Here is a 21,825-nt window from a genome sequence, read left to right as displayed (position 1 = left end):
GGTCGGGGGTCGGGGGGCGGGCTGAGCGGGCTGGAACGCTCTCAGCCTCGCACGTTCTCAGCCTCGTACGGTACGGCGACGGCCCCGGGCCGCGGCGGTACGGCGACCCGCGCGCGGGCGGGCGGTCACCAGCTCCGGCGCCCGGGTCGGAGCCGTCGGGGCGTGCAGGGCGCCGGCGACCTCCAGGGCCAGGGCGATGTCGGCGGGGCCGGTGCCGGCGCCGGTCGCGGTGTGCTCGACCTGCGTGATCATGACGTGCTCCTTCGCGTGGTGTCGGCTCAGTTCTGTGAACCCGACCGCAGCTTCGCCAGGTCGGCCTTGACGGTGTTGATCGGGATGGCGAAGCCGAGGCCCACGCTGCCCGCGTCGGAGGAACCCGAGCCGGCGGCCGAGTACATCGCCGAGTTGATGCCGATGATGTTGCCGTTCATGTCGATCAGCGCGCCGCCGGAGTTGCCGGGGTTCAGGGACGCGTCGGTCTGGAGCGCCTTGTACGTCGTCGTGGACGAGCCCGTGTCGCCGTTGAACTCCTGGCCGCCGAACTCGAACGGCCATCCGCCGCCGCCCTGCTGCTGTTGCTGCTGCCCCTGTCCCTCGTCCGTCGAGACCGTCACGTCACGGTCGAGCGCGGACACGATGCCGCTGGTGACCGTGCCGGTCAGGCCCTCGGGGGAGCCGATCGCCACGACCTCGTCGCCGACCTGGACCCCGTCGGAGTTGCCGAGGGTGGCCACCGTCAGTCCGGAGGCGTTCTGGAGCTTGATCAGCGCCAGGTCCTTGCTGCTGTCCGTGCCGACGACCTCGGCGGTGTACTGCTTGCCGTCGCTGGTGGTCACCTTGACCTGCGAGGCGCCGGAGACGACGTGGTTGTTGGTGATGATCTCGCCGTCACTGGTGATGATCACGCCGGAGCCGGTGGAGGAACCGGCGTTGGACTGGGCGCTGATCTCGACGATGCTCGGGCTGACCGCCTTGGCGACCCCGGAGACGGTGCCCTTCTGGCTGGAGGGCACGACGTTGGTGCTGGTGGAGCTGGAGGAGGCGACGGTGTCGTTGCCGGTCAGCTCCTGGATGCCGTAGGCCGTGCCGCCACCGATCGCGGCGGCGACGATCGCCACGGCGGCGAGCAGCGCGACGGGGCCGCGGTTGCGCTTGGCCCTGCGCGGCCGGCCGACGGGCTCGGCGAGGAGAGCGGTGGGCGCCGACGGCTGGTGCGCCGGCGGGGGCGGCCACTCCGGGTTCACGGGGGAGGAGGCCTGCTGCTGGTACGGGTTCTCGTACTCGCCGCTGCGGCGGAAGCTCTCGGTCATGGATACGAGCTTGTCGCCCGACCATGAGAGCTTCCTGAGCGCCGGCTGAGAAGCCCGGCAGAAGGCCGTATGCCCGATGTAAGGACGGTTCTGGCGACTGTCGGAGCGTTCTCAGAGAAGCTTCATGCAGGCGCCCCGACAGGCCCCAAGAGGGGCGCGGGGAACTGCGCGACCCGCCACGGACGACCGTGCGGCGCATGACGGCCCTCGCAGCGGAGCTACCCGCACCCGCACGACCGTCGGGCGACAAGCCGCGACGGAAACACCTTCAGCCGCTCCCGCCGCGACCCCGCGACCCGCAGCCCGTCATCGAGGACCAGATCCACGGCAGCCCGCGCCATGGCGGACCGGTCCGACGCGACCGTCGTCAGCGGCGGATCCGCGAGCGCCGCCTCCTTGATGTCGTCGAACCCGGCGACCGCCAACTCCCCCGGCACATCGATCCGCAGCTCCCGGGCCGCCCGCAGCACACCGAGTGCCTGGTCGTCGGTGGAGCAGAAGATCGCGGGCGGCCGCCGCGGCCCGGCCAGGATGTCGAGCGCTATGCGATACGCGTCGTAGCGGTTGTACGGCGCCTCGAAGATGCGACCCTCCGTGGGGAGCCGCGCCTCCGCCATCGCGCGCCGCCAGCCCTCGACGTGGTCGGAGACCGGGTCGCCGACCGCGGGGGTCTCCGCGGTGCCGCCCATACAGGCGACGTACTCGTAGCCGTGCTCGATGAGGTGGCGTACGGCGAGCTGGGCGCCGCCCAGGTCGTCGGTGACGACGGCGACGTCGTCGATGGCCTCGGGCCGCTCGTGCAGGAGGACGACCCGGGCGTCCCAGGCCTCGATCTCGGCGGCGGCCAGGTCGTTCAGCGCGTGGGAGACGAGGATCAGCCCCGAGACCCGCATCCCGAGGAACGCCCGCAGATAGTGGACCTCGCGCTCGCCGACGTAGTCGGAGTTGCCGACGAGAACCATCTTTCCCCGCTCGGCGGCGGCCCACTCGACCGCGTGCGCCATCTCCCCGAAGAAGGGCTGGCGCGCGTCCGGGACGATCAGGCCTATGAGATCCGTGCGCCGCGAGGCCATGGCCTGGGCGACCCGGTCGGGCCGGTACCCCAGTTCCTTGATCGCGGCGAGGACACGCTCGCGCGTGGCCGGGGCGACCGGCCGGGGTCCGTTGTTGATGACATAACTGACGACGGCAGTAGAGGTCCCTGCCAGCCGCGCAACGTCATCCCGAGTCACCTTGGCCACGCGCGGAGTCTACGCGGATGGACCCACTCTGGGCAGGGCGTGAAGGAGCTCCCTTGCCGCCCGGCCGTCACTCTCCTGTGCGAAAGCGACGCCGGTGACGCCCTGCCCGAGCGTCCGTCACGTCTTTCTACGCCTCGGCCCGGGCCTCGACGCCGTCCAGTGCGGTCATCTCGTCCGCATCCTCCGCCTTTGCCTGCCCGGCCTTGGCCTTGGCCTCGTCGCCGGAGCGGTCGCCCTTCTCCGGCGTAACGAATCGATAACCGACGTTCCGGACGGTCCCGATCAGCGACTCGTGCTCGGGGCCGAGCTTCGCGCGCAGTCGTCGTACGTGGACGTCGACCGTCCGGGTGCCGCCGAAGTAGTCGTAGCCCCATACCTCCTGGAGCAGCTGGGCGCGTGTGAAGACGCGGCCCGGGTGCTGGGCGAGGTATTTGATGAGCTCGAACTCCTTGAAGGTGAGGTCGAGGACCCGCCCCTTGAGCTTGGCGGAGTAGGTCGCCTCGTCGACCGACAGGTCGCCGTTGCGGATCTCCATGGGGGAGTCGTCGTTGACGATCTGCTGGCGGCCCATGGCGAGCCGCAGCCGCGCCTCCACCTCGGCCGGACCCGCGGTGTCCAGCAGGACGTCGTCGATGCCCCAGTCGGCGGTGACGGCGGCGAGGCCGCCCTCCGTCACGACGAGGATGAGCGGACAGCCCGGACCGGTCGAGCGCAGCAGCTGGCAAAGGCTGCGCACCTGGGGCAGGTCGCGTCGGCCGTCGATGAGGATGAGATCGGCGCCCGGGGTGTCGACGAGGGCCGGCCCCTCCGCCGGAGCCACGCGCACATTGTGGAGCAGCAGGCCGAGAGCCGGGAGCACCTCCGTCGACGGCTGGAGGGCATTGGTCAGGAGCAGCAGTGAACTCATACGTCTGGTTCCTCCTCGGTCCCTGCGAGGACGTGTGCGGTGCGTCACCTGCTCTGCGATCCCGGGGGCCCCGTACATCCGCGGTCACCTGGAGTTTCCCGCTTCGTATACAGCGCTTCCGAAAGCACAAAAGGACCCGGGGGCTACGCTGCCCGAGTCCTCTGTCCAGCAGAATAGCCGACATGGGCGCTGGCACGGCAGATCATGTGGCACGATCGACGGTTCGTCCGAACTCTGAGACGGCCAGACGTACACCTTTGCGGACGTTTCTGTACACGGACGACGGAGTGACGATCGATTCCGTATACGACCCGGGTGCGGTCGTATACGACGCCTCACGTCCATCTTCCGGCGACCTGGCGTTCGTCGTCGCCCACGGCTTCACGGGCGACGTGGACCGGCCGCATGTGCGACGGGTGGTGGAGGCACTCACCCGGCACGCCGCCGTCGTCACCTTCTCCTTCCGCGGCCACGGGGCGTCCGGCGGGCGATCGACGGTCGGGGACCGCGAGGTGCTCGACCTGGCCGCCGCGGTGCGCTGGGCCCGCGAACTCGGGCACACACGCGTGGCGACCATCGGCTTCTCCATGGGCGGCTCCGTGGTGCTGCGGCACGCGGCGCTCTACGGCGAGACGGGCGTGGGCAGCGCGGAGGTCGGGCCGTCCGGGCGCACCGGAGCGGGTACGGACGCGGTCGTGTCGGTGAGCGCCCCGGCGCGCTGGTACTACCGGGGCACGCCCCGGATGCGCCGGCTGCACTGGATGGTGACCCGGCCCGAGGGGCGTCTGGTCAGCCGCTACGGGTTCCGTACCCGGATCCATCACCGGGGCTGGGACCCGGTGCCGATGTCCCCGGTCGAGGCGGTCACGCACATCGCCCCGACCCCGTTGCTGATCGTGCACGGCGATCTGGACGGCTACTTCCCCCTCGATCACCCCCGCATGCTGGCCCAGGCGGCCGGTGACCACGGCGAACTCTGGCTGGAGCCGGGCATGGGGCACGCCGAGCACGCGGCCGCCGAGGAACTGCTGGCCCGGATCGGTCACTGGGCTGCCGCGCGGGCGGGCTAGCCTGGTCGATGCTCACCGCCCCTTGCTTCCTCTTGCTTCCCGGCGGTGATCACGTCGATCGATTGAGGAACCAGATGGCAAAGGTCACGGTGCGCTACTGGGCCGCCGCGAAGGCCGCAGCCGGGGTCGCCGAGGAGCCGTACGACGCGGCCACGCTCGCCGACGCGCTGGACGCGGTGCGTGCGCGACACCCCGGGGAACTGACGCGCGTACTGCAGCGATGCTCGTTCCTCGTCGACGGTGACCCCGCGGGCACCCGCGGACATGAGACGGTACGGCTGGCCGACGGCGGCACGGTCGAGGTGCTCCCGCCGTTCGCAGGAGGGTGAGATGACCAACCAGCCGTATGAGGGCGGGGCCCCTTATCAGGGCCAGGGCTCCCAGCAGGGGCACGAGGGCTACGACCCGTACCAGCGGCAGGCGCCGCAGGGGTGGCCCGCTCAGCAGCAGGCGTACGACGATCCGCACGCCGCCCAGCAGTACACCCAGCAGTGGCAGGGGCAGACCTGGGAGACCCAGGTGCAGCAGCCGGTGACGCCGCCTGCGTCGGCCCAGGCGCAGGACGCGGCCTATCTGCCGCCGCAGGACGGGGCGGCGGGGCCGTACGTCGGCTACCAGGGCGCCTCGGAGTACCAGGGCGGGGAGTACCGGGGCGCGCATGGCTCCGGCTATCAGGCGGGGGGCTGGGACGGTGTGCCGCAGGGGCACGCGCACGTCCAGCCTCAGCAGCAGGCGCAGCCGCAGGCACCGCAGGCGCAGGCCGACACTGACGCCGAGCAGGGTGACGGGCGCGGCTACGGTCCCGCCACCGTCGCCGGGAACTCCCGTGTCACCGACGCCCAGCGGGCCCGGCTGGAGGGACGTTCCCCGATCATCGAGCCGGGGATGCAGCCGGCCGCGCTCACGGCGCTGCTGGGGCTGCTGCTCTCGGTGGCGGCGGCGGTCGGGTCGTACGCACTGCTCGTACCGCTGGTCGCCCTTCAGGCGGTGACGGCCGCGGGCTGGTTCCGGCTGAACGGCATGTGGCCTGCCCGGCAGGGCATCGCGCTCGCCTTCGCGGGGGCGCTGACGGCGGACGTGGCGTTGCTCGTCGCCGACCGTGCGCCGGCCGCGATTCTCGGCACGCTGGGTGTGTGGGTGCTGCTGACGCTGGTTCTTCAGCTGCGTTCGCACGCCGATCCGGACGAGCGGATGTCCGGCCTGATGGCGACGGTGGCCTCGGCGGCGCTGGCCATCGTCGCGTCGGGGTATCTCGCGGCGGAGGCGGATGCGGTGACCGTGGGGGCGGTGGCGGTCGGGGTTGCGGTCGTGGTCCGTGCGCTGCCGTTGCCCGCGGCGGCTTCCGTGGTCGTGGCGTTGCTTGCGGGGCTCGGTTCCGGGGCTGTGGTCGGTGCGATCACCGGGGTGGGGTCCGGTGGGGCCTTGCTGGGCGGTGGTGCGGCGGTGTGCGCGCTGATCGGGCATCGGGTGGCCGGCTACGACTATCCGTCGCGGTTCGTTCACTTCACGGCGGGCGTTGCGCTGCCGCTCGCCGCCGCGGCGCCGGTGGTCTATGTACTGGGGCGGGCGTTGGCCTGAGGCCCCGGACGGGCGACAAGGCTCCGACCGGCGTCGAGCGTGACCCCCACCTGTCACAGGTGATCGACAATTCGCCGGTCGACCCCCGGCCCAGGGTTACCCTCGCGCTGGACGGCCACCCGGTCGTCCATGACCGCTCAGGTGGGGGAACACCACAACATGCGCGCCCTGCGGATACTGCTGATAGTCGTCGTGATCCTGGGCGGCCTGTTCGTGCTGGCCGACCGGCTCGCCGTCGGGTTCGCCGAGGACGAGGCCGCCGGGAAGCTCCAGGCCAGTGAGAACCTCGATGCCGCCCCGGACGTGTCCATCAAGGGGTTCCCGTTCCTCACCCAGGTCGCGAGCGGCTCGCTGGACGACGTCGAGGTCGGCATCAAGGACTACGAGGCCACCGCCGGCACCGAAGGCAAGACGATCCGGATCGACGACCTCACGGCGAACATGAAGGGCGTCGAGTTCTCCGGCGACTACAGCTCCGCCACCGCGGCCACCGCCACCGGCACCGCGTCCATCACCTACGCCGAGCTGCTGAAGACGGCCAAGTCCGAGCCCACCCAGGTCGCCCCGGGCGTCACCGCCAGCGTGGTCGGCCTCTCCGACGGTGGCAACGGCAAGATCAAGGTCGCCGTCGAGGCCACCGTCCTCGGCACCAAGCTGCCCAACCCGGTCTACGTCCTCAGCTCGGTCACCGCCCAGGGCGCCACCGTCCGGGTGAAGGCCGACACCCTGCCCAGCTTCGGCGGCGCCGACATCGCCGAGAGCCGCGCCCGCGCCATCACCGACTTCGAGCAGAAGATCGACGGCCTGCCCGGCGGCATCCGGCTCGACAAGGTCCAGGCGGCGCAGAGCGGCGTCGAGATCACGGTGCAGGGTTCGAACGTCCGCCTCGCCGGGTAGTACGGCGAGCGGCGGGCGCGCCGCGTCCAACTGGCGAGACGGCGTCGTCCGCACCGTAGATGTGACGGGCGGCGCATGCGGGCGGAAGCCGTGCGGCGGCGGTCCCGAGGACCTCTCCATCCCATATTCCGGACGATCGCGTCTCAGGATGCGACACGCCGGTGACACGCCCGCCTGTCCGTCCCTACGATCGAGCACATGAAGCGACAGGCGGATCTCACGAAGCGGCGGGCAGTAGACCTCTGCCGCGTTGCCGCCATGCTCTGTCGCCCCTTCTGAGCGGAAGCTCCGACTTCCGCGTTTCCCCGCGCCCTGACCAGGGCACAGGTGCGCCGTCTCGGCACGAGCGCGCGCACCCCTCTCGCACTCGCACGCCCCGCCGCAACTGCCCCGGAGGAGAGAAGAGCATGAGCCGCAGCGACGTCCTCGTCGACGCCGACTGGGTCCAGGAAAACCTGGATAACCCCGGTATCGCGATCGTGGAGGTGGACGAAGACACGTCCGCCTACGAGAAGAACCACATCAAGAACGCGATCCGCATCGACTGGACCAAGGACCTGCAGGACCCGGTCCGCCGCGACTTCATCGACCAGGAGGGCTTCGAGAAGCTCCTGTCGGCGAAGGGCATCGCCAACGACACGCTGGTGATCCTCTACGGCGGCAACAACAACTGGTTCGCGTCCTACGCCTACTGGTACTTCAAGCTCTACGGCCACGACAACGTCAAGCTCCTCGACGGCGGCCGCAAGAAGTGGGAGCTGGACGCCCGCGAGCTGGTCGAGGAGGTCCCGGAGCGCGCCGAGACCGTCTACAAGGCCAAGCCGCAGAACACCGCCATCCGCGCCTTCCGCGACGACGTCGTGGCGGCCATCGGTTCGCAGAACCTGGTCGACGTCCGTTCGCCCGACGAGTTCTCCGGCAAGCTGCTCGCGCCGGCCCACCTGCCGCAGGAGCAGTCGCAGCGTCCGGGCCACGTCCCGTCCGCCCGCAACATCCCGTGGTCCAAGAACGCCAACGACGACGGCACCTTCAAGTCGGACGACGAGCTCAAGGAGCTCTACGCCGACGAGCAGGTGGACCTGGCGAAGGACACCATCGCCTACTGCCGCATCGGTGAGCGCTCCGCGCTGACCTGGTTCGTGCTGCACGAGCTGCTCGGCGTGGAGAACGTCAAGAACTACGACGGCTCCTGGACCGAGTACGGCTCCCTCGTCGGCGTTCCGATCGAGCTCGGCGCCAACAAGTAACCGACCCAGCAAGCAAACCCGACCGGCCTTCCTTCCGGTCAGACCCCAATCTGGAGAAAGACATGTGTGGAGCGAAGGCCGGCGGCCCCGACGCCTCGACGATCAAGCCCGGTGAGACCACCATCCAGGGTCAGGTGACCAAGGACGGCGAGCCCGTCGTCGGCTACGTCCGACTGCTGGACTCGACCGGCGAGTTCACCGCGGAGGTCCCCACCTCCGCCACGGGCCAGTTCCGTTTCTACGCGGCTGAGGGCACCTGGACCGTCCGCGCCCTGGTCCCCGGCGCCACGGCCGACCGTACGGTCGTCGCGCAGCACGGTGGCCTGGCGGAGGTCGCGATCGCGGTCTGACGCGACTCGGTTCCTGAAGGGCCGTATCCCACGGGTTGGACGCCTGGGGTGCGGCCCTTCGGCATGCGCGGGCGGCAACCGGACCTACCCTGGACATATGTACGCACGGCGACGTCACCTCTACTTCGCCATGATGGGGACGTGCATCACGCTCTTCGTCCTGGCCTGGGGCGTCGTGCGCCTCTGGTCGATTCCGGCGGCCGTCGCCATGTGCGTGGTCGCCATGGTCATCCCGCCGCTCGCCGCGATGGTCGCGAACCGGCGGGGGCCGGAGGACCGCTGGTGGGACGACCCCTCCGGCGACCCGAAGTCCGACGAGTGGTGGGACGAGCTGGACGGCAAGAAGCGCCCCCACCCGTAAAGCGTGTTGCACAAGGCTGTGTTCGGGCAGGCCAGAGCGGGTGAGCGGGGTTGTCTGGTCATGATGCGAGGGCGAGGTTGTGCATGTGGGCGACGGCCTGGACCGCGTGGTGGAGGCCGTCGCCTCGTTGGCGGCAGTCGCGGAGGATCTTGTAGTTCTTCATCCGGCCGATCACATGCTCCACCCGCGCACGCACCTTCCGGTGGGCTGCGTTGTCGTCCTCCTCGCCCGCCAGCAGGGGCCGGTGGGGGCGTTTGCGGTGGGGCACGACCATCCCGCAGTTGAGGTACCCTTGACCTTCGGACCCTTGCGGAAGATGTCCAGGGTGCCCAGCAACTCGGTCTGGAAGCGCGACGCGTCCCGCACTGCCGTCCGGTTCTCCAGCCGGGTGAGCGTGAGGCTCACGCTGTAGATGTCCTCGACGAGATCCTGCTGGAGCCCGCTGCCGTGGCCGTCTTCGCCGTCGTCGGGGCCGGCACGGCGTACGGGATCGCCGGCATGGAGCGGACCGATGTGCCGGGGCTCAAGACCGAGTCGGACGGGCGGTGGACGTACCCGACGCTGAGCAAGCCGCCCCTGCCGTCGGGCAGCCCGCAGCCCTACGCGCCGGAGAACAAGGCCGAGGCGCACTACGCCGACCTGCGGGCGCTGCTGCTGCCCGCGCCCGAGGGAGCCGTGGACGACAAGGCACTGCGCGGCACGGACGGCTGGCTGGCCACGAAGGACTTCCTGGCGGAGTACTCCGACAAGGACGAGCGCGACGAGCTCCGGCAGAAGCTCGTGGACGCCGGCCTGCGCCATGTCGCCGCCCGCGGCTGGACCACGCAGGACGGCACCCACACCCGTATCTACCTGCTCCACTTCGACACCGCGGCCGTCGTGGACGATCTGACCGGCAAGGTCGCCCCGTACAGCGGTCCGGGCTACAAGGTGCGCGGTACCGAGGCCATGGTCCTGGACAACGGCTTCGCGGAGGTGCCCTGGCCCGGCAAGTTCTCGCGCGTCGCCTACGCCGAGTCCGAGCCGTACGGCGCCGAGCAGGTCCGGCAGGCGTACCTGGCCGCCGGGGACGTCCTCGGTGTGGTCGTCCAGTCACGGAAGGGCACCGCGAAGGCCGTACCGTTCCAGCAGACGGTGACGTTGCAGAGCCAGCTGCTCGGCTGACCCCGCGAGGGCGTACCTCGCAAGGAGGGCCGGACCCCGGCCGCGTAAGCTGGGGCCCGGCCCTTTACGTACCGCACTACCTCCGCTCAATCGAGGAGCACCCCGTGGAGATCTTCTTCGAAGCCCTGCTGGCCCTGGTCTGCGTCGGCGTCCTCGCCTTCGCCGGACTGGCCGTGAAGAAGCTGTACCAGGGCCAGCGCTGACCCACGTCTAGGAAAACGCCGCTCATGATCGAGATTCCGTCCGACCTCCACAAGGACCTCCTCCCGCTCGCCTTCCTGCTCGGCAACTGGGCCGGCGCGGGCGTGCACGACTTCCCCGGTTCCGAGAAGTGCAACTTCGGGCAGGAGGTCACCTTCGCCCACGACGGCCGCGACTTCCTGGAGTACCAGTCCCACACCTGGGTCCTGGACAACGACGGGAACAAGGTCCGTCCCCTGGAGTCCGAGCACGGCTTCTGGCGCATCGACGCCGACCGCAAGGTCGAGGTGACGATGGTCCGCGACGACGGTGTCGTCGAGATCTGGTACGGCGAGCTGGCCGCGAAGAAGCCCCAGATCGACCTGGTCACGGACGCGGTGGCCCGCACGGCCGCCTCCGGCCCCTACACCGGTGGCAAGCGGCTGTACGGCTACGTCAAGAGCGACCTGATGTGGGTCGGCGAGAAGCAGACCCCCGAGGTCGAGCTGCGCCCCTACATGTCGGCCCACCTGAAGAAGGTCGTCACCCCGGAGGACGTCGAGCGCTGGGCCAAGGCCCTCCCGGACGACATGCCGGACGACGGCATCGCCTTCTTCAAGTAGCCCTAGACTCGTCGGTGTGGTGAGCACCGACTGGAAGAGCGACCTCAGGCAGCGCGGCTACCGGCTGACGCCGCAGCGGCAACTCGTGCTCGAAGCCGTGGACACCCTTGAGCACGCGACCCCCGACGACATCCTCATCGAGGTGAGGAAGACGGCGTCGGGGGTCAACATTTCCACCGTCTACCGCACGCTGGAGCTGCTGGAGGAGCTGGGCCTGGTCAGCCACGCCCACCTCGGCCACGGCGCTCCCACCTACCACCTCGCCGACCGCCACCACCATCTGCACCTGGTGTGCCGCGACTGCGAGAACGTCATCGAGGCGGATGTCGCGGTGGCCGCGGACTTCACGGCCAAGCTGCGCGAGCAGTTCGGCTTCGACACCGACATGAAGCACTTCGCGATCTTCGGGCGTTGCAGGGACTGTTCCCTGAAGGGTTCAAGTACCACGTCGTAGGCTTGGCCCCATGAAGAGCCCCCTGCTGACCCTGCCCGGCGCCGTGCCCGCCGAGGGCGTGGACGAAGGTGTCGCCGCCCACTACGGCGATCTGTTCCGCGAGCAGCGCGCCCTCGCCGACGGCACCGGATTCGTCGACCTGTCGCACCGCGGAGTCATCGCCGTCTCCGGCGACGACCGGCTGAGCTGGCTGCATCTGCTGCTCACCCAGCATGTCAGCGACCTGCCCACGGGCGAGGCCGCCGAGGCGCTGATCCTCTCCGCGCACGGTCACATCGAGCACGCGCTGTATCTGGTCGACGACGGCACGACGGTCTGGATCCATGTCGAGCCCGGCACCCAGGAAGCGCTGATCGCATACCTGGAGTCGATGAAGTTCTTCTACCGGGTCGAAGTCGCCGACCGGACGGCCGACTTCGCGGTCGTGCACCTGCCCGCCGGGTCCATCGCCGAGGTGCCCGAGGGCGTCGTCGTACGCGAGACGGCGTACGGCCGTGACCTGTTCCTCCCGCGCGCGGACCTGGAGTCGTACGCGGAGAAGGCCGGCCCGCCGGCCGGGATCCTGGCGTACGAGGCACTGCGCGTCGAGCACCACCGCCCGCGCCTCGGCTTCGAGACCGACCACCGCACGATCCCGCACGAGCTGGGCTGGATCGGCACGGCGGTGCACTTGCAGAAGGGCTGCTACCGCGGCCAGGAGACGGTCGCCCGCGTCCAGAACCTTGGCAAGCCCCCGCGCCGCCTGGTCTTCCTGCACCTGGACGGCAGCGAGGTCCATCTGCCGACTCCCGGTACGGAGATCCGGCTGGCCGACGAGGACCCCGACGGCCGCAAGATCGGTTTCATCACGACGTCCGTACGACACCACGAGCTGGGCCCGGTCGCGCTCGCGCTGGTCAAGCGGAACGTGCCGCTGGACGCGCGGCTGGTGGCGGGGGAGACGGCGGCGGCGCAGGAGGTCGTCGTCAGTCCCTAGAGCTCCGGGGCCGCCTAGAGCTCCAGGAGCACGGTGAACGGGCCGTCGTTCGTCAGGGACACCCGCATCTTGGCGCCGAACCGGCCCGTCGCCACCGTGGCGCCCAGGGCGCGCAGCTGGGCCACGACCTCATCGACGAGCGGCTCGGCGACATCGCCCGGGGCGGCGGCGTTCCAGGTGGGCCGGCGGCCCTTGCGCGCGTCGCCGTACAGGGTGAACTGGCTGATGACGAGGAGCGGGGCGTCGATGTCGCTGCACGACTTCTCGTCGTCCAGCATGCGGATCGACCAGAGTTTGCGGGCGAGTCCGGCCGCCTTCTCCTTGGTGTCCTCGTGGGTGACCCCGACGAGCACGCACAGCCCCTCGCCGTCGATCTCCCCGACCGTCTCCCCGTCCACGACGACGCTCGCGCCGTCCACCCTCTGCACCACAGCTCGCATGGCGTCATCATGCCGTCTGCACGACGGTGCCTCATAAGGGGCTTCTTTTTTGATCCCTAACCCCCCATCTGGGGCTGTTCATGGGCACTCGGTCACATAGTGGCCACTTGGGATGGCACGATGCTCCTCACACGCCGGTCGAGGGGACGGTAGAGGCACATGAGCACACCGAGTACCGAGCAGCCTCCAGGGGCTGTCGTGTTGACCCACACCGCCCAGCTGGACGGCCTGCGGCCGCCCACACAGCGCACGGCCGACGATCCGGGCCCCGGCCCGCACACGCGGCTCCCCGTGGAACGGCCCGGGCAGGACCTGACCCCGCTCAGTCTGCCCGAACTGCGCACCCTGCGGCGGGACGCCCAGCGGGACGAGGCGGACCTGAGTTATGTGAGAAGACTGCTGCAGGGCCGGATCGACATTCTGCGGGCGGAGTTGGCGCGGCGCTCCCCGGCGGGCGCGGCGTCCGTCGTGGACCGTCTCCCGGAGATCCTCACCGACGCCCCGGCCCGCCAGCGCTCCTCGGCCCGCCATGTGACGCTGGGCACCCCGCAGAGCGAGGAGTACCGGCGGCTGGCGGCCGAGATGCTGGCGGAGGTGGAGCTGTCGGATCTCCAGGCCCGCACGGACGACGAGCTGAACACCGCGATGGGACGGCTCGTGCGCTACGAGCAGCAGGTGTCGGGCCGCCGCCAGCGCCTTCAGCGGACGGCGGACGACTGCGGCGCGGAGATCACCCGGCGCTACCGGGACGGCGAGGCGCAGGTGGACGACCTGCTGACGTAGTCAAGGGCGGGAGAGGCGAGTCATCCACAGGCTGTGGAAAGTTCGTCGGGAGTGGCGGGCGGCGGGGCGAGGAAAATTCGGCGACACCTCGCGCCCGCCCGCCTACCGTGGCCCCATGAGCAGTCCGCAACCCGACATCGACGTCCGCTCGATCACCGAGTCGGACTTCCCCGACTGGATCCGGGCCCTGAACACCGGCTTTCTGCGCAGCCCCGAGGTCGCCGAGACGGAGATCGCGGACCGGGCGTCCTACATCGTCCCGGACCGCACCCTCGGTGCCTTCGACGCCGGCCGCTGTGTCGCCACGTTCCGTTCCTTCGCGCAGGAGATCACCGCGGTCGGCGGCGCCACCGTCCCCGCCGACGCCATCTCGAACGTCACCGTCAGCCCCACCCACCGCCGCCGCGGCCTGCTCAGCCGGATGATGGCCCACGACCTGGCGGCCGCGAAGGACCGCGGGGACGTCGTGGCCACCCTGATCTCCGCCGAGTACCCGATCTACGGCCGCTACGGCTTCGGCCCCGCCACCTGGACCGCCCAGTGGACCATCGACGTCCCCCGCACCGGCCTCGACCCCAGATGGGCCGGGCCCGAGGGCGGCGGCCGTATCGACATCGTGGACGCGGCGGACGTACGCAAGATCGGCCCGGAGCTGTTCGAGCGGGTGCGGCGGGCCCAGCCGGGTGCCGTCGACCGGGGCGAGCGGTGGTGGCAGGTCAGCACCGGGGCGGTGCGCCTGGACCGGTCCCCGTGGACGGAGCCGTTCTTCGCCGTGTACCGCTCGGCGAGCGGCGAGGTCGAGGGGCTGGTGAAGTACACGGCGGACGACCACTGGGGCGACGGCAAGCAGCCGCTCAACACGGCGTCCGTGACCTGGCTGATCGCGTCGACCCCGACGGCCGAGCGCGACCTGTGGCACTACCTCTGCTCGATCGACTGGATCACGACGGTCAAGAGCGGCCGGCGGGCCCCCGACGACCTGCTGCCCTTCTTCCTCCCCGACCCGCGGGCGGCCAGGGTCACGACACTGGTGGACTGGCTGTGGGTGCGGATCCTGGATGTCGTACGGGCCATGGAGGCGCGCACGTACGACGGGCGGGGCACGCTGGTGATCGAGGTCGTGGACGCATCCGGGCTGACCGGCGGGCGCTACCGGCTGGAGACGTCGGCGGACGGGGCGTCCTGCACGCCGACGACGGCCGCCGCGGAACTCACCCTCGACGTCGCCGATCTGGGCACCCTGTGGCTGGGCGACGAGTCGGCCGTGCGGCTGGCCGCGCTGGGGCGGGTGCGGGAAGAACGAGCGGGCGCCGCCCTGGTGGCCGACGCCCTGCTGCGTACGTCCAGGCGACCTTGGTGCCCGGACATCTTCTGAGGCTCCTCTCTGTCGGACGACAGGTCTGCTCATCCGTAGCGAGCTGTTCAGTTGTGGTTGTTGTCCATTGGTGCCTGTTCAGTTGTGGCTGTGCGTTCGGTGTTCAGTTGTCGATGTGAAGTTGTGGCTGTGCTGACCGACCGGGCTCCCGGCTCCCCTCCGGAAGGGAGCCCGGCCAGCCGAACCTGGTCCCCGGGCCTTCGTGAGAAGGACCTAGTGGGCGAGCAGCATGACGAGGATCACCGCGCCGATGCCGCCGATCATGGTGTTCTTGGCCTTGATACCGATGGTCAGCGCGAGGAAGGCGATGATGCCCATCGGCCCGTACTTCCACTGGATGAGTTGCTCGAAGCCAATGACGAGCGCGGCGACGGCGAGGTAGACGAGCGGCATGCAGGTCTCCCTTCGGGGACGGTGGTCGACAGAACCGACGCTTGTGGCCAACACACTTGAAGTTTGACCATGTTGCTTAAGTTGGCGACCAACTTCACTGTACTTATCACCGCTTGGAAGCGACTCATAACCACCTTCCCCGGAACTGCCTAAAGATGGCGGGAAGTTGTAGTGTTTGGTCGTGGAGCCGAAACACGCCTCCGTCAATGGGCGGAAGAGGTCACAGCGGCCACAGAAGTCACATCGGCAGGTGGCCGACGAGCTGCGCGCCCGGATCACCTCGGGCGAGTTGCGGCCCGGTCAGCGCATGCCCACCCAGGCCAAGCTGGCCGACGAGTTCGGCGTCGAGCGCGGAGCCGTACGGCAGGCGCTGCGCATCCTGCAGTCGGAGCACCTGCTCACGAACGTGTCCAAAGGCGCCCCGGCCACCGTCGCGCCCGACCTCGCCAAGGCGCTGACCGGCCCCGGAGCCCCGCCGACGTCCACCATGGTGGCCCTCGCCCCGCGCATCGCCTCCGCCTTCGCCGCCCCGCACGTGGAGATCGACGCCCTGTGCCTCACCGCGGTCTCCCTCACGCTCGCCATGGGCGAACCGCTGCGCCAGATCCACGCCGGACAGCTGAAACCGGCCAAGGTCGACGTCCGTGTCCTGCTGCCGAGCCGGGACATCCCGCTCGCCTTTCCGATCTCGGTGGAGGACTCTGCCGAGGACGTGGACGCAACGCTGCGCCGCCGCTGGCTCGCCCAGCGCAACGCCCAGGGCCAGGTGCTCCGGCACAACCTGCTGGCGCTGCGCTCCACGCACGGCATCGATGTGCAGGTCACCTTCCGGGCGCTGCCGTTCACCCCGCCGGTGAAGCTGTACCTGCTCAACGGCACGGAGGCGCTCTTCGCCTACTACACGCTGAGCCGGCGCGACGTGGAGATCGGCCAGCAGCATCTTCAGATGTACGACGCCCCGGGCATCCAGTCGACGCTGTTCGCCTTCGAGCAGGGGGCCGGGCTGCGGGACATGACGTTCGTGGAGCAGTCGCACGTGTGGTTCAACGCGCTGTGGGAGACGATCAGTTCGGAGCTGGTGCTCACGAGCTGATCATCCCCCACATCGTGTGACCTGGGTGTTCGCCTTGACTCATAGAGCGGGTCCCGAGACCAGGACCGCAAGGACGACGGCCCCGATGGAACTGACGGCCGGGCTCTTGGCCTTGATGCCTATGGTGAGCAGCAGCAGGCCGATAATGCCGGTGGCACCGTACTTCCACTGGAGGGTCTGCTCGACGCCTACGACGAAGACGGCGGAGAGGAGTGCGAGGACGGGCATCGGTGTTTCCCCCTTCGGGTTCCTGGGGATGGAAGGATTACTTCCGCCAACTCAACCAACTAGTTGCCAACTCTGACTAAGTTGTCCCCACTTGGCCCATACTTTGAAACAAGCTACAAACAACTCCCACTAGATGGGTGCGAGTTGTAGCGTTTTGGTCGTGACCCAGGAGAACGTGGCAGTGAACGGCAGCAGGAGACTCTCGCCCCAGGAGATCGCCGACGTCCTGCGGGAGCGGATCCGCGTCGGAGACCTCAAGGCGGGCGACCGCCTGCCCACGCAGGCCGAGCTGGCCGAGGAGTTCGGCGTGGAGCGAGGCACCGTACGCCAGGCCCTGCGCGCACTCCAGGAGGACGGCCTCCTCACCAACGTCAGCAAGGGCAGCCCGCCGCGCATCGCGCTGCCGACCCCCACGCGGGGAGCCCCCCAGCCGACGATGGTCAGCCTGGCGCCCCGGCTGACGGAGGCCTTCGCCGCACCGCACGTCCGCGTGGACGTCGTCTGCCACACCTCCGAGACCCTGATGCTGGCCCTCGGCGAACCACTGCGCCTCATCCACGAGGGCTCGACCCACCCCGAGTCGATCGACGTCCGCATCCTGCTGCCGTCGCGGGACATCAACCTCGCCTTCCCGGTACTGGTGGAGGGCCGGGGGGAGGGCGACCCGGTCCACGACCGGTGGCTGGCGATGCGCAACGCCCAGGCGCAGGTGCTGCGGCACAACCTGCTCGCCATCCGGTCCACCCTCGGCATCGACGTCCATGTCACCTTCCGCGCGCTGCCGTTCACCCCGCCGGTGAAGCTCTATCTGCTCAACAGCGACGAAGCGCTGATCGGCTACTACGTCCTGACCGAACGGCAGGAGGAGTACGAGAGCCAGACCCTGGACATGTACGACGCCCTGGGCTCCAAGTCCCTGCTCTTCTCCTTCGTACGACAGGCCGGACAGCGCGACGCCGCGTTCGTGGAGGAATCCCAGAAGTGGTTCGACGCCCTCTGGGAAACCATCACCACGGACCTGACACTCTCCTAGTGACTTCAGATACGACGCAGACTGAACCCGTGACCGCAGAGACCGAGAAAGACACGGAACAGCTCCGGGAACTGATCGCGCGCACCCGCATCGTGCTCTGGGACTTCGACGGACCGATCTGCCGGCTGTTCGCCGGGCACAAGGCCGAGCGGGTGGCGATCGACCTGGTGGACTGGCTGGAGGGGCGGGGGCTGCACGGGCTGCTGACGCAGGACGAGCGGCAGTCGCTGGACCCGCACGTCGTCCTGCGCGCCGTCGACCGCCGGCATCCCGGCAGCGACCTGGTCGCGGAACTGGAGGAACGTCTCACCCAGGAGGAGCTGCGGGCGACCTCCTCCGCGATGCCCACCGCGTACGCCGACCCCCTGATACGCACCTGGACGGCGGTCGGATCCCGGTTGGCCATAGCCACCAACAACTCCCCCCGAGTGGTCCGTGCCTACCTGAACAGCCGGGGGCTGCTTTCCTGCTTCAGCCCCCACATCTACGGGCGCACCCAGAACCTCCACCAGCTGAAGCCGGACCCGCACTGCCTCAACCGGGGCCTGAGCGCCATGGGCGCGGCGCCCTCGTCCGCCCTGATGATCGGTGACACCCCCACGGACCTCGCCGCCGCCAACAGTGCCGAGGTCCCCTTCCTGGGCTACGCGCGTAACGCCCGCAAGGAGAAGCTGCTGCGGGAGGCGGGGGCCACGTGTGTCGTCGAGTCGCTGAGGTCGGTTCTGGCGCTGGTGCGCGCTCAGGCCTGACTCATCAGGAAGACGAACACCACCACCGCCCCCACCGCGAGCCGGCTGTGCCGGGCTCGGACGCCGACGATGACGGCCGACAGGACGAGCAGTCCAATCACCCCCAACCTCGCCTGCGCCATCAGGCCCAGGGTCAACTCCGCTAATGCGCACAGCGCCTGAAACAGCACCATGTCCCCCACCCGCACCCTTCGAATCCATGTGAGGCGCCCAACTGTCCGGTAAATTGGGCTGGTTGGCCTGAGATTGGTTTTCCCTGGCGGCGAGATCCCTTAACTGGACCGGCAGTTGGACTGACTGGTTGACTGAAATTTGTGTGCAGGTGGGTGAGAAGCGGTACGGTCGGCATGTGGGTGGACAGCGCGCCGCCGAGGGTGGCGGCAAGGAGTTCGAGCGGGTGCTGGAGGCACTCGTCCTCCGTATGTCCGACGGGACCTACCCCCTGGGATCCCTGCTGCCCCCGCAGCGCGAACTGGCCCAGGACCTGGCGGTCTCCCGGGACACCGTCCAACGGGTGCTGAAGGAGCTCTCCGAGCGGGGGCTCGTCGAGTCCCGGCAGGGCAGCGGATCCCGGGTGACCGGATCGCCGGCGGCCCAGGAGCGCCGCAGGCCCGCCGTCCACGCGGCGCGTTCCGGCCGTATGACGCTCGGCCCGCATCTGGACAGGGCGTTCGAGCGGTCCGAAGTCGTCCTGGACGTCTTCACCTTCACCTCCGAGTCCCTGGCCGCGCACATCTGGATCCAGGCCGAGCGGATCCGCTCCGGGGCGGTGGCCCCGCAGCGCATCGCCCTGCGCATGCTGCTGCCTTCGGAGGACATGCAGCTGCCCTTTCCACGCGCCATCGCCGACCCGGACGACCCCCGGCCGCTGGAGCGGGTGCGGGGGATAACCCGACGCAACACCCAGTCGCTGCGGCTCGCCCTGGAGGAGCTGAAGGCCGAGAGGTTCGTGGCGGACGTCGACGTCGCGGTCCGGTGGGCGCCGCTCACCCCGGCGTTCAAGCTCTACCTCTTCCACGGCACCGAAGCCCTGCACGGCATGTACAAGGTGGTCGAACGCCCCATCGTGCTGGACGAGGGGACGGTAGCCGCCATCGACGTCATCGGGCTCGGTGCCGTCCTGGAGCACTACGTGGCGGACGACGACCCTGACTCGCCCGGCTCGGTCTTCGTCACCGAGCGCCAGACGTGGTTCGACTCCGTGTGGGAGTACCTGGCGACCGAGTGAGGGGCGCGCGGGTCAGTGCGTCAGGGGTGCCGACAGCGCGTGCATGACCGGCTCGAACGAGCCGACCACGTCCCGCGCGCCCTCACGCCGCATCCGCGCCGCCGTCCCCGCGTCCCGCGTGAAGCCGAGGAACGGCACCTTCGCGGCCCGGGCGGCCGCCAGGTCGGTGAGCTGGTCGCCGATCAGCAGGGTCCGGGACGGGGACGGGTCGCCGAGCTCGGCCAGCGCGCGGGTGATCACGTCGGGGTGCGGCTTCATCAGATGCGGGTCCTGGGGATCGCGGCCCAGTACGGCCGTGAAGTGCTCCAGGAGGTCCTGCCGTTCGAGGTACTCGCGCACCGGCTCGGCCGAGTTGTTGCTCACGATCAGCAGGGCCTTGCCGAGCAGCGCCAGCGCGCCCACCAGCTCCCGCGCGCCGGGGGTGGGGGCCGCCCGGCGCACCGCCGTGTACTCGTGCCGGGTGACGATGCCGTCAGCCCAGTCCAGCCGCGTCCCGCGGCGGCCGCCCGTGCGCCGTACGGCCATGTCGGCCAGGTGGCGCAGCACGCCGTGGGAGTCGGCGCAGTCCTCCACACGACGGTCGAGCCGCCCCCACTCCAGCCGCGCCCGGTCCTTGACCTCGTCGGCGATGTACGCGGTGCAGGCGCCGCCGAACAGGTCGCACACGGGGCCGTCGAAGTCGAGCAGTACGGCGTCGGCCCGGTCGAGGACGTCGCGCAGCGTGTCCAGGTCACCGTGGCCGTCGTACGTGGTGCATGTCGTCGTCACCGGCACAGTGTGCGGCGGTCCGGACCGGCGCCGGACGCCGTGACCTGTGGTGTCGGCTCCGGCAGCGCCCGTACGGGTCAACGCGAGGCTCACCCGACTCACGGGTTCGGCGCGAACGGACGAATCACTTCTGGCACGATGCGCACTCACAGGGGGGTGCAGTGCACCACTTCCCCGCCACTTGCGCGGGGACCGGTCGAGAGAGCGGGCGATGTCAGCCGAACGGGTGTCCCCGACACGGGAACGAGCCGTCCAGATGAGCGGCGGTGACGCGAGTGCGGTCGAAGGGCCGCTAGAGGGCTATCACCACGAGACGTATGTGATTCCCCTGCCCGACCCCGCGGGCGAGGACGACGAGGACGCGGACCCAGTCCGGGCCAAGTGCCGTTCACCGCGCGGCGAGCTGCTCTGGTTCGACCGGCGCTGCTTCGTCTCGGAGGAGCAGCTGCTGGCGGCGCTCCAGGGCCGGATCAGCGGGATCCCGGAGCTCATCGAGGTGGGCGAGATCCGGCTGCAGCGGTTCATCGAGGGCCGCACGCTCGGCTCGCGATACGCCGCCGGACGGATGGTCCCCGAGCAGGTGCTCGACCAGATCCTCGGCCTGTTCCGGCAGTTGATCCATGTCTCCCCGGGGTCCCTGCAGGCCGAACGGCGCTGTCTGATCGAGGACCGCGCCGAGGACGGGGACTGCGAGGGGTTCCTGGAGGGGCTCGTCCGGTTCGCCGAGGAACGCGTCTACCAGGACAACCTCCCCTCCTTCGAGGGGCTGTTCCGCGCGCTGGGCGTGGACGAGGACTCCTTCCGCGCGCTGCGCAAAAACGTTGTGGTCCCGGGGCTGGCGGAACGACCCTTCTGCCTCCTGCACGCCGACCTGCATCGCGAGAACTTCGTCCTCGACCGGACAGCCCGACTGTGGACCATCGACTGGGAGCTGGCCATGCTCGGTGACCCGCTCTACGACCTCGCCACGCACCTGTATCTCATGCGCTATCCGACCGAGCAGGAGAACCGTTTGATCGACCTGTGGTGTGCGGTGGCCGACGACATCAGACCCGGCAGTACCGAGGGCTGGCGCGACGACCTGCCGAGACTGCTGGACTTCAAGCGGGCCCAGAGCGTGTTCACCGACGTCATCCGGGCGACCCAGATCCTGGACAACGGCGGGGCGTTCAGCTGGCGGCGATGGCCGGTCGAGGCCAGAAGGGTGCAGCGGGTACTGGCCCGGGCGGCCGTACCGCTGGGGCTCGACGACGTGCCGAGCCTGCGTACCGTGGCCACCTCACTGCTCGACTGGCACCGGCTGCACGGCCCGCGCACCTCATAAGGTCGGCAGGGAGACTTTCGCCCGCGAGGCGCTCCCACGTGCTCTACAGTCTC

General features: G+C 69.8%; 28 protein-coding genes and 1 pseudogene. 19 read left to right on the top strand and 10 right to left on the bottom strand.

Going from position 1 to position 21,825, the window contains the following annotated elements:
- Positions 1-57: 57 nt before the first annotated feature.
- The 4 genes from EAO75_RS40865 to EAO75_RS40850 all read right to left on the bottom strand — a co-directional run bounded on the left by EAO75_RS40865 (position 58) and on the right by EAO75_RS40850 (position 3,458).
- A complete protein-coding gene (locus tag EAO75_RS40865) occupies positions 58-252 on the bottom strand; it encodes a hypothetical protein (RefSeq protein ID WP_148000096.1) in 195 nt (64 codons plus the stop codon).
- A gap of 26 nt (positions 253-278) precedes the next feature.
- Entirely contained in the window at positions 279-1,310 is a 1,032-nt protein-coding gene (locus tag EAO75_RS40860) for a S1C family serine protease (RefSeq protein WP_148000095.1), read from the bottom strand.
- Between the two features lie 218 nt (positions 1,311-1,528).
- A complete protein-coding gene (locus tag EAO75_RS40855; protein ID WP_148000094.1) occupies positions 1,529-2,551 on the bottom strand; it encodes a LacI family DNA-binding transcriptional regulator in 1,023 nt (340 codons plus the stop codon).
- Positions 2,552-2,678: 127 nt separating this feature from the next.
- Positions 2,679-3,458, bottom strand: a complete 780-nt coding sequence (locus EAO75_RS40850) for a response regulator transcription factor (protein WP_148000093.1) — start codon at positions 3,456-3,458, stop codon at positions 2,679-2,681.
- 182 nt (positions 3,459-3,640) lie between these two features.
- On the opposite strand from EAO75_RS40850, the gene EAO75_RS40845 reads away from it, so the two are divergent.
- The 8 genes from EAO75_RS40845 to EAO75_RS40815 all read left to right on the top strand — a co-directional run bounded on the left by EAO75_RS40845 (position 3,641) and on the right by EAO75_RS40815 (position 8,961).
- Positions 3,641-4,528 (top strand): alpha/beta hydrolase, encoded by an 888-nt coding sequence (locus tag EAO75_RS40845; protein ID WP_187284775.1) that lies wholly within the window; start codon positions 3,641-3,643, stop codon positions 4,526-4,528.
- 74 nt (positions 4,529-4,602) lie between these two features.
- A complete protein-coding gene (locus EAO75_RS40840) occupies positions 4,603-4,857 on the top strand; it encodes a MoaD/ThiS family protein (RefSeq protein ID WP_148000092.1) in 255 nt (84 codons plus the stop codon).
- Between the two features lies 1 nt (position 4,858).
- Positions 4,859-6,106 (top strand): hypothetical protein, encoded by a 1,248-nt coding sequence (locus EAO75_RS40835; protein ID WP_148000091.1) that lies wholly within the window; start codon positions 4,859-4,861, stop codon positions 6,104-6,106.
- 159 nt (positions 6,107-6,265) lie between these two features.
- Entirely contained in the window at positions 6,266-7,003 is a 738-nt protein-coding gene (locus EAO75_RS40830; RefSeq protein WP_148000577.1) for a DUF2993 domain-containing protein, read from the top strand.
- 198 nt (positions 7,004-7,201) lie between these two features.
- The gene (locus EAO75_RS48775) at positions 7,202-7,282 is read left to right on the top strand and encodes an Ms5788A family Cys-rich leader peptide (protein WP_350751515.1); all 81 of its coding nucleotides are present in this window, start codon (positions 7,202-7,204) and stop codon (positions 7,280-7,282) included.
- Between the two features lie 128 nt (positions 7,283-7,410).
- On the top strand, positions 7,411-8,250 hold the full coding sequence (locus tag EAO75_RS40825; protein WP_148000090.1) for a sulfurtransferase: 840 nt from the start codon (positions 7,411-7,413) through the stop codon (positions 8,248-8,250).
- Between the two features lie 62 nt (positions 8,251-8,312).
- Positions 8,313-8,600 (top strand): DUF1416 domain-containing protein, encoded by a 288-nt coding sequence (locus EAO75_RS40820; protein ID WP_030957144.1) that lies wholly within the window; start codon positions 8,313-8,315, stop codon positions 8,598-8,600.
- A 97-nt stretch (positions 8,601-8,697) separates the two neighbouring features.
- Positions 8,698-8,961, top strand: a complete 264-nt coding sequence (locus tag EAO75_RS40815) for a DUF3099 domain-containing protein (protein WP_148000089.1) — start codon at positions 8,698-8,700, stop codon at positions 8,959-8,961.
- 58 nt (positions 8,962-9,019) lie between these two features.
- On the opposite strand, the pseudogene EAO75_RS40810 reads toward EAO75_RS40815, so the two are convergent.
- Positions 9,020-9,250, bottom strand: a pseudogene (locus EAO75_RS40810) (transposase family protein); the annotation flags it as partial.
- A gap of 53 nt (positions 9,251-9,303) precedes the next feature.
- On the opposite strand from EAO75_RS40810, the gene EAO75_RS40805 reads away from it, so the two are divergent.
- The 4 genes from EAO75_RS40805 to EAO75_RS40785 all read left to right on the top strand — a co-directional run bounded on the left by EAO75_RS40805 (position 9,304) and on the right by EAO75_RS40785 (position 12,358).
- Positions 9,304-10,125 (top strand): hypothetical protein, encoded by an 822-nt coding sequence (locus EAO75_RS40805; RefSeq protein WP_410092856.1) that lies wholly within the window; start codon positions 9,304-9,306, stop codon positions 10,123-10,125.
- A gap of 227 nt (positions 10,126-10,352) precedes the next feature.
- On the top strand, positions 10,353-10,928 hold the full coding sequence (locus tag EAO75_RS40795) for an FABP family protein (protein ID WP_148000086.1): 576 nt from the start codon (positions 10,353-10,355) through the stop codon (positions 10,926-10,928).
- 16 nt (positions 10,929-10,944) lie between these two features.
- Complete coding sequence (locus EAO75_RS40790; RefSeq protein WP_148000085.1) at positions 10,945-11,382, top strand: Fur family transcriptional regulator; 438 nt, start codon at positions 10,945-10,947, stop codon at positions 11,380-11,382.
- 10 nt (positions 11,383-11,392) lie between these two features.
- Complete coding sequence (locus EAO75_RS40785) at positions 11,393-12,358, top strand: YgfZ/GcvT domain-containing protein (protein WP_148000084.1); 966 nt, start codon at positions 11,393-11,395, stop codon at positions 12,356-12,358.
- A gap of 14 nt (positions 12,359-12,372) precedes the next feature.
- Here the strand turns inward: EAO75_RS40785 and dtd are convergent, their stop codons facing one another.
- Positions 12,373-12,798 (bottom strand): D-aminoacyl-tRNA deacylase, encoded by a 426-nt coding sequence (gene dtd, locus EAO75_RS40780; protein ID WP_148000083.1) that lies wholly within the window; start codon positions 12,796-12,798, stop codon positions 12,373-12,375.
- A 159-nt stretch (positions 12,799-12,957) separates the two neighbouring features.
- On the opposite strand from dtd, the gene EAO75_RS40775 reads away from it, so the two are divergent.
- A complete protein-coding gene (locus tag EAO75_RS40775) occupies positions 12,958-13,581 on the top strand; it encodes an aerial mycelium formation protein (protein WP_148000082.1) in 624 nt (207 codons plus the stop codon).
- Between the two features lie 115 nt (positions 13,582-13,696).
- On the top strand, positions 13,697-14,956 hold the full coding sequence (locus EAO75_RS40770; RefSeq protein ID WP_148000081.1) for a GNAT family N-acetyltransferase: 1,260 nt from the start codon (positions 13,697-13,699) through the stop codon (positions 14,954-14,956).
- Between the two features lie 213 nt (positions 14,957-15,169).
- Here the strand turns inward: EAO75_RS40770 and EAO75_RS40765 are convergent, their stop codons facing one another.
- Positions 15,170-15,349 (bottom strand): hypothetical protein, encoded by a 180-nt coding sequence (locus EAO75_RS40765; RefSeq protein WP_148000080.1) that lies wholly within the window; start codon positions 15,347-15,349, stop codon positions 15,170-15,172.
- Positions 15,350-15,524: 175 nt separating this feature from the next.
- Here EAO75_RS40765 and EAO75_RS40760 point away from each other — a divergent pair, with 175 nt between their 5' ends.
- Entirely contained in the window at positions 15,525-16,442 is a 918-nt protein-coding gene (locus EAO75_RS40760; protein WP_148000079.1) for a winged helix-turn-helix domain-containing protein, read from the top strand.
- A gap of 39 nt (positions 16,443-16,481) precedes the next feature.
- Here the strand turns inward: EAO75_RS40760 and EAO75_RS40755 are convergent, their stop codons facing one another.
- Complete coding sequence (locus EAO75_RS40755; protein WP_148000078.1) at positions 16,482-16,670, bottom strand: hypothetical protein; 189 nt, start codon at positions 16,668-16,670, stop codon at positions 16,482-16,484.
- Positions 16,671-16,824: 154 nt separating this feature from the next.
- On the opposite strand from EAO75_RS40755, the gene EAO75_RS40750 reads away from it, so the two are divergent.
- Positions 16,825-17,703, top strand: coding sequence for a winged helix-turn-helix domain-containing protein (locus EAO75_RS40750; protein ID WP_148000077.1), 879 nt, complete (start codon positions 16,825-16,827; stop codon positions 17,701-17,703).
- 29 nt (positions 17,704-17,732) lie between these two features.
- Positions 17,733-18,452, top strand: a complete 720-nt coding sequence (locus tag EAO75_RS40745) for an HAD family hydrolase (protein WP_261989623.1) — start codon at positions 17,733-17,735, stop codon at positions 18,450-18,452.
- Here the strand turns inward: EAO75_RS40745 and EAO75_RS40740 are convergent.
- Positions 18,443-18,625, bottom strand: a complete 183-nt coding sequence (locus EAO75_RS40740; RefSeq protein WP_187284774.1) for a hypothetical protein — start codon at positions 18,623-18,625, stop codon at positions 18,443-18,445. The genes EAO75_RS40745 and EAO75_RS40740 overlap by 10 nt on opposite strands.
- A 176-nt stretch (positions 18,626-18,801) precedes the next feature.
- Between EAO75_RS40740 and EAO75_RS40735 the strand changes: the two genes are divergently transcribed.
- Positions 18,802-19,680 carry a winged helix-turn-helix domain-containing protein gene (locus EAO75_RS40735; protein ID WP_148000074.1) on the top strand — a complete coding sequence of 293 codons (879 nt, stop codon included), beginning with the start codon at positions 18,802-18,804 and terminating at the stop codon, positions 19,678-19,680.
- 12 nt (positions 19,681-19,692) lie between these two features.
- Here the strand turns inward: EAO75_RS40735 and EAO75_RS40730 are convergent, their stop codons facing one another.
- Positions 19,693-20,448, bottom strand: a complete 756-nt coding sequence (locus tag EAO75_RS40730) for an HAD family hydrolase (protein ID WP_261989622.1) — start codon at positions 20,446-20,448, stop codon at positions 19,693-19,695.
- Positions 20,449-20,704: 256 nt separating this feature from the next.
- Between EAO75_RS40730 and EAO75_RS40725 the strand changes: the two genes are divergently transcribed.
- A complete protein-coding gene (locus EAO75_RS40725; protein ID WP_148000073.1) occupies positions 20,705-21,772 on the top strand; it encodes an aminoglycoside phosphotransferase family protein in 1,068 nt (355 codons plus the stop codon).
- Positions 21,773-21,825: the final 53 nt, after the last annotated feature.

It is taken from the genome of Streptomyces sp. UW30 (assembly GCF_008042075.1).
Classification (GTDB): domain Bacteria; phylum Actinomycetota; class Actinomycetes; order Streptomycetales; family Streptomycetaceae; genus Streptomyces.
This window is presented reverse-complemented; position numbering and strand designations above follow the sequence as displayed.

Excerpts from the sequence above, each read along its gene's own strand:
- EAO75_RS40865 (WP_148000096.1), bottom strand. The coding sequence starts at position 252 with ATGATCACGCAGGTCGAGCACACCGCGACCGGCGCCGGCACCGGCCCC.
- EAO75_RS40860 (WP_148000095.1), bottom strand. The coding sequence starts at position 1,310 with ATGACCGAGAGCTTCCGCCGCAGCGGCGAGTACGAGAACCCGTACCAG.
- EAO75_RS40850 (WP_148000093.1), bottom strand. The coding sequence starts at position 3,458 with ATGAGTTCACTGCTGCTCCTGACCAATGCCCTCCAGCCGTCGACGGAG.
- EAO75_RS40845 (WP_187284775.1), top strand. The coding sequence starts at position 3,641 with ATGGGCGCTGGCACGGCAGATCATGTGGCACGATCGACGGTTCGTCCG.
- EAO75_RS40840 (WP_148000092.1), top strand. The coding sequence starts at position 4,603 with ATGGCAAAGGTCACGGTGCGCTACTGGGCCGCCGCGAAGGCCGCAGCC.
- EAO75_RS40835 (WP_148000091.1), top strand. The coding sequence starts at position 4,859 with ATGACCAACCAGCCGTATGAGGGCGGGGCCCCTTATCAGGGCCAGGGC.
- EAO75_RS40830 (WP_148000577.1), top strand. The coding sequence starts at position 6,266 with ATGCGCGCCCTGCGGATACTGCTGATAGTCGTCGTGATCCTGGGCGGC.
- EAO75_RS48775 (WP_350751515.1), top strand. The coding sequence starts at position 7,202 with ATGAAGCGACAGGCGGATCTCACGAAGCGGCGGGCAGTAGACCTCTGC.
- EAO75_RS40825 (WP_148000090.1), top strand. The coding sequence starts at position 7,411 with ATGAGCCGCAGCGACGTCCTCGTCGACGCCGACTGGGTCCAGGAAAAC.
- EAO75_RS40820 (WP_030957144.1), top strand. The coding sequence starts at position 8,313 with ATGTGTGGAGCGAAGGCCGGCGGCCCCGACGCCTCGACGATCAAGCCC.
- EAO75_RS40815 (WP_148000089.1), top strand. The coding sequence starts at position 8,698 with ATGTACGCACGGCGACGTCACCTCTACTTCGCCATGATGGGGACGTGC.
- EAO75_RS40795 (WP_148000086.1), top strand. The coding sequence starts at position 10,353 with ATGATCGAGATTCCGTCCGACCTCCACAAGGACCTCCTCCCGCTCGCC.
- EAO75_RS40785 (WP_148000084.1), top strand. The coding sequence starts at position 11,393 with ATGAAGAGCCCCCTGCTGACCCTGCCCGGCGCCGTGCCCGCCGAGGGC.
- dtd (WP_148000083.1), bottom strand. The coding sequence starts at position 12,798 with ATGCGAGCTGTGGTGCAGAGGGTGGACGGCGCGAGCGTCGTCGTGGAC.
- EAO75_RS40775 (WP_148000082.1), top strand. The coding sequence starts at position 12,958 with ATGAGCACACCGAGTACCGAGCAGCCTCCAGGGGCTGTCGTGTTGACC.
- EAO75_RS40770 (WP_148000081.1), top strand. The coding sequence starts at position 13,697 with ATGAGCAGTCCGCAACCCGACATCGACGTCCGCTCGATCACCGAGTCG.
- EAO75_RS40765 (WP_148000080.1), bottom strand. The coding sequence starts at position 15,349 with ATGCCGCTCGTCTACCTCGCCGTCGCCGCGCTCGTCATTGGCTTCGAG.
- EAO75_RS40755 (WP_148000078.1), bottom strand. The coding sequence starts at position 16,670 with ATGCCCGTCCTCGCACTCCTCTCCGCCGTCTTCGTCGTAGGCGTCGAG.
- EAO75_RS40740 (WP_187284774.1), bottom strand. The coding sequence starts at position 18,625 with ATGGTGCTGTTTCAGGCGCTGTGCGCATTAGCGGAGTTGACCCTGGGC.
- EAO75_RS40725 (WP_148000073.1), top strand. The coding sequence starts at position 20,705 with ATGAGCGGCGGTGACGCGAGTGCGGTCGAAGGGCCGCTAGAGGGCTAT.